Annotated in this window: 5 protein-coding genes; 1 reads left to right on the top strand and 4 read right to left on the bottom strand. The window is 33.5% G+C overall.

All coding sequences use genetic code 11. The annotated features are described in order from the left end of the window. Positions 1-417: 417 nt before the first annotated feature. Both ESP02_RS12875 and ESP02_RS12870 read right to left on the bottom strand, forming a co-directional pair. Positions 418-825, bottom strand: coding sequence for a type II toxin-antitoxin system death-on-curing family toxin (locus tag ESP02_RS12875; RefSeq protein ID WP_038398637.1), 408 nt, complete (start codon positions 823-825; stop codon positions 418-420). Then, a complete protein-coding gene (locus ESP02_RS12870; protein ID WP_002295764.1) occupies positions 822-1,055 on the bottom strand; it encodes an addiction module antitoxin in 234 nt (77 codons plus the stop codon). Before ESP02_RS12870 ends, ESP02_RS12875 begins: the two co-directional genes overlap by 4 nt. A 321-nt stretch (positions 1,056-1,376) precedes the next feature. On the opposite strand from ESP02_RS12870, the gene xerS reads away from it, so the two are divergent. Further along, positions 1,377-2,462, top strand: a complete 1,086-nt coding sequence (gene xerS / locus ESP02_RS12865) for a tyrosine recombinase XerS (RefSeq protein ID WP_002295762.1) — start codon at positions 1,377-1,379, stop codon at positions 2,460-2,462. A 62-nt stretch (positions 2,463-2,524) separates the two neighbouring features. Here xerS and ESP02_RS12860 read toward each other — a convergent pair whose 3' ends face one another. Both ESP02_RS12860 and ESP02_RS12855 read right to left on the bottom strand, forming a co-directional pair. Then, positions 2,525-3,079 carry a tyrosine-type recombinase/integrase gene (locus ESP02_RS12860; RefSeq protein ID WP_002318477.1) on the bottom strand — a complete coding sequence of 185 codons (555 nt, stop codon included), beginning with the start codon at positions 3,077-3,079 and terminating at the stop codon, positions 2,525-2,527. Between the two features lie 470 nt (positions 3,080-3,549). Then, positions 3,550-4,740, bottom strand: coding sequence for an IS256-like element ISLgar5 family transposase (locus tag ESP02_RS12855; protein ID WP_002333405.1), 1,191 nt, complete (start codon positions 4,738-4,740; stop codon positions 3,550-3,552). Positions 4,741-4,997: the final 257 nt, after the last annotated feature.

The raw sequence follows: 4,997 nt of genomic DNA, 5'->3' as shown, positions 1-4,997 counted from the left end.
AAATTCCTGATATTAGAACAAGAATACGCTGTCTTCAAATGTATAATATTACAATAGCACGATATAGCAATATTGTTATATCGTGTTTCATAATAATTAAGAGCTTTAAAATTAGTATTTATTAGATACTTAAAAGCTATTTTAGTATTGATAAATTGTTACCAGCAACAAAAAAGAAGTTACTTAGTGCTAACTTTTGAGCAACTGCTAGAGGAGGTAGGATATGGCTAATTATCCTGTAATTTTTATCGTATTTTCTAGAAATGTAATTATTCTCTTAAACATTCCAGCATATCCAAGTATATAGAAAATTTACGTTTTCTGTATAGTTGGATTTGAATTATAGCTATTTGTAATTTACTTCAATTATTTCGCTATAGCAGCTAATAACACTATAAAGACACATACAGCAACTCCTTAAATGGGTTTCGTATGTGTCTTTATAGTGTTGATCACTTCATATTTTAGTTGGTCAAAATCCTTATCATATGTAGCAATATATACCACTAAATTTACAGCATCTTTTTGATCAATAGCTAAAAGCTGTCCATTGATTTTCAAAAAGACAAAAGTAGCTAAGAAAGCAGTACGTTTATTTGCATTATGAAAAGGATGTTTCTTTATCAATTGTATAAGTAGGATAGCTGCTTTTTCATAAATCGAAGGATAAACCTCTTCACCAAAAGCTGAGGCTCGAAGTCGTCCTACACACATTTCTAAAGCATTCGCGTCCTTTACACCAATGGGTTCATTAGGAGAGTATTTTTTTATTTGGATCACATTCATTTTTATAACATCTTTGGCTTCTAGGTAATGAACACTCATTTATCGACAAGCTCTCTAAAAGTAGTATCATATTCAGTTAATGCTTGAGATATTGCTACATCGATCTCATCAGATAAGGTTTGTTTTTTTGTAATTGCTGCTCGAAGTTTTTCTTCATCTAAAAAAACCGTATCTCCAGGATTTAACCCATTTTCTTTAAGAAACTCCTTTGAAATAGTTAATACTACTGAATTCCCTACTTCTCTGAATTTTCTTTCTTTGATTGCCATAGTCTTCTCCCCTTTTTTGTTTGTATATACAGTATATACGCTTATTGATTTTAAATCAATCGTAGTCCCTCTCATGTCTAACTCTATAGAAAGATTGTTCTTTCTATAGAATTAAGAAAAACCAAAAAAATTTTTAGAATACAAACTGCTATCCCCTCGCCTATTTATATATACCATTTATTTTATATGATTATATAGAACCTTATATAATTTGTGTTTTCCAAAAAAAATATAGCATACCAATTGACAAACGTCCCTATAATTGGTATAGTCCAATTGTAGGGATACTCCTCTCTCCTACTTATTGAAAGGATGAATGACATGAAAAATACAGAAATATATCAAAAAATAGATACAATCATACTTCATATGCCCGATTATATAAAAGATTTTGTTCAAGATCGTGAAGATAAAGATCAATCACCTCGAACCACTTTAGAATATCTAAAAAATTATAAGCTCTTTTATGAATGGCTTCTGAGTGAGTCTATCGTTCCTGATACTTCAATCACCTCGATAAGACATTTAACTGCCTATGACCTAAACTTGTACAAATCTCATTTGAAACGTCGCGCAAAAGAAAATGTAAAAAAAGATACAACAAAAGCTAAGCTCGAAGATAATAATAACTTAGGCCTATCCACTTCTACTATCAATAGAAATATAACAGCATTGAAAGTTCTATTTAAATATCTTTCGAAAAGTTCCAATAATCCTCTAGGAAAACCATACTTAGACGATAATCCTATGGACCAGGTAGCAACTATCACAGATAAAACAACTTTAGCAGCTCGTGCAAATGCCATTGAGAAAAAATTATTTCTAGACGAAGATACACAAAATTATCTAGATTATATTGCCAATGAATATAAAAATACTTTGAGCAAACGAGCTCTGATCTATTACCATCGAGATGTAGAAAGAGACCTGGCGATCAATGCACTGATTTTAGGATCTGGATTGAGACTCTCCGAGGTTGTAAATATTAACTTAGATGATCTATCTTTGGATAAGAATAATGTGGTAGTAACTAGAAAAGGAAATAAGAGAGATGCGGTCAATATAGCAGCGTTCGCAATGGAATATTTAGCTAATTATCTAGCTATTCGGAAAGAAAGATATAAAGTGACAGAAAACGAAAAAGCATTATTTCTAGCAATTTACCAAGGAGAAGCCAAACGTATATCCGGTATTGCAATCGAACGGATGGTAGCAAAATATTCGAAAGGATTCAGAGTCCAAGTCAGTCCGCATAAACTGCGTCATACATTGGCTACTAGACTCTACCAACAGACGAATTCTTTGGTATTGACTGCCCAACAATTGGGACATTCAAGTACCAATACAACGACTTTATATACCCATATAGACAATGCGGCTACAATTGATGCATTGAATTCATTATAAAAAAAAGTCCAACTACAAATAGATTTCGTAGTTGGTTTTTTTTATCTCTAATCATGCAAAGATTAAATACCTAATTTAAATCCTTTTAAGGAAGCACCGATTTCATCTTCTGTAATTCCAATATATCTTTTAGTAATCGATTGAGAACTATGATTAAAAATAAACATTAAGGTAGCAATGTCTCTAGTTTTTTTGTAGTAGTGATACCCAAAAGTTTTTCTTAATGTATGTGTTCCTATATCATCTCTTCCTAATTTTTCCGCTATATCCGCATATATCTGATAGACACGATCCCTTGTTATATGTCGACCTTGTTGCCGACTTGGAAACAACCAATCATTTTCTTCTTTGCCTTCAGTATATAATAAAATCTCTTCTCTCAAATTATCTATGAAAATCGGTTTTCGCTTACCTGTTTTACGTTCAACAATAATAGGCTTACTTTTACCTCGTATATCTCCAACTTTTAATCCTATAATATCTGACATACGTAAACCATTATTGATTCCAAACAAAAATAAAAAACTATCTCTTTCCGGATTACTTGTTCTTCTTAGCCAAAACTGAAAATCTTGTATCTCTTCATTTGTCCTTAACGGTTGTACATTATAGCTCACTATTGTTTCCCTTCTTAAAAATATTCTGAGTTCATGATTATATATATACTTTACCATAATCATAAACTTATATACATACTCTGTTCAAAGTCAAGAAAATCAAGGGATTTAGTTTATGATTTTATATCATTTCAGTAACTCAGAATATTCCGACTTTTTTGTACAAAAAAATTAACCTTACTTATATGAAGATTCTAAGCTCTTATTTAAATTTTAGACGGGCAGTTATCCGTAGAAGTTCTTAGAATAGCTAATTTACATAATTAAATTATATGAAATTTAAGTTTGAACAATATACTAAGAACTCCCCTTACTATAAAGTGAAATAAATTAGCATATGAATAACCGTGCTACCAAGCTTTTCATTAATAAAATATTTTTATTAATATTTTATAACTTTACGCAAGATCATAATTTTGGGGAGCGTCAATAATTTTGTGTAAATGATTCTTCCCTACTGCAGATTGTTTCTAATTCTCAATCAGTTGGCTTAGCATTTGTTCAAGTTCGCCTTCGGCCTGTTGAAAGCCTTTATGACTGCGACCTAGGAATTTTTGGTTGTAAGTATCAAAAGACGAGACTAAGAAACGTTCCATCGACTCTTCGTTTTGGAACTGTTCCTTGCGGTGGCTGTATTTCTTGATTTGCTTATTAAAGGATTCAATCAAGTTCGTAGAATAAATACTCTTGCGTATGGCCAAGGGGAAATCATAGAAAGTGAGCAAGTGATCGTTCGAAAGAATCGATTCAACCACTTTTGGATAGCTGGTTTTCCATTTTTTCGCAAAAGCACCACGTGCTTCCAACGCCACCTCTTTAGATGAGGCTTGATACACCATTTTAAAATCATCACAGACTTCCTTACGATTATTGACACGCACTTTGTGACTGATATTACGGAAAACGTGTACACAACAATGTTGAAAACGAGCTTTGGGATAGAACCGACTAATCGCTCCTACCATCCCCTTTAAGCCATCCGTGATGAACAGGAGGACATTTTTCAAACCGCGCTCTTGAAGGTCTAATAAAATTTCCTCCCAAATCGTGATGGATTCAGTCGGTGCAATCGCATAGCTCAATACTTCCTTTGATCCGTCCGGGCGAATGCCAACTGCGATATGAATAGCTTCCTTGGCGACGGTTTTCCGCTTTAACGGAATATACGTTGCGTCCATATAAATAGCAGCATAACGGTCATGAAGCTCTCGCCCTTTAAACGCCGTTACCTCTTCTGTAAATGATTTTGTTATATTGGACATGGTTTGGGGCGTGTAGTGATGCCCATACATTTTCTCAATCAAGTCTGCGATTTCCGACATGGTAATACCTTTTCGGAAGAGGTGAATGACGGTCTCCTCTAACGTGTCATTCGTCCGTCTATAAGCAGGAACAGTCTGTTGCTTGAACTCGCCATTGCGGTCGCGCGGAATCTGGAGATGAAGTTCCCCATACTCGGTCTTGACCGTACGGTCATAGGAGCCGTTACGAGAATTACCCGTGTTAAAACCAATGCGATCATACTTTTCGTAATCTAGGAAAGCCGTTAACTCCGTTTTGAGAAGCGTATTGACTGCTTTTTCCAAATGGACACGGAATAATTCATTCAAATCGCCTTTGTTCGCTAGAGTCTTTAGAATTTCTGTAGTAAAATCGTTCATAGGGAAGTCCTCTCTTCTGTGAATGTTTTGTGGTAACTCTATTCTACAGAAGGGATTTCCTTTTTTCTATTTACACAAAATATTTTACACTCTCTAATTTTGTCTGTGTAGATATTTCGTTATATTACTAAAGATAATAAGATTTAATGACCTCATTAATATTGTTTGCTAGGTCCAAACTCTTATTAAACTTTCTTTGCTATAAAACCCAAACATAGTAATAAAAGAATAACTTATTACCTTTAGATTATACTACC

The organism is Enterococcus sp. NBRC 3427 (assembly GCF_007996925.1).
GTDB classification, from domain to species: Bacteria; Bacillota; Bacilli; order Lactobacillales; family Enterococcaceae; genus Enterococcus_B; species Enterococcus_B lactis.
The sequence above is the reverse complement of the archived record's forward strand: the minus strand, read 5'-3'. Positions and strand labels throughout refer to the sequence as shown.

Coding starts and splice junctions, on each gene's coding strand:
- ESP02_RS12855 (WP_002333405.1), bottom strand. CDS start 4,740: ATGAACGATTTTACTACAGAAATTCTAAAGACTCTAGCGAACAAAGGC.
- xerS (WP_002295762.1), top strand. CDS start 1,377: ATGAAAAATACAGAAATATATCAAAAAATAGATACAATCATACTTCAT.
- ESP02_RS12870 (WP_002295764.1), bottom strand. CDS start 1,055: ATGGCAATCAAAGAAAGAAAATTCAGAGAAGTAGGGAATTCAGTAGTA.
- ESP02_RS12875 (WP_038398637.1), bottom strand. CDS start 825: ATGAGTGTTCATTACCTAGAAGCCAAAGATGTTATAAAAATGAATGTG.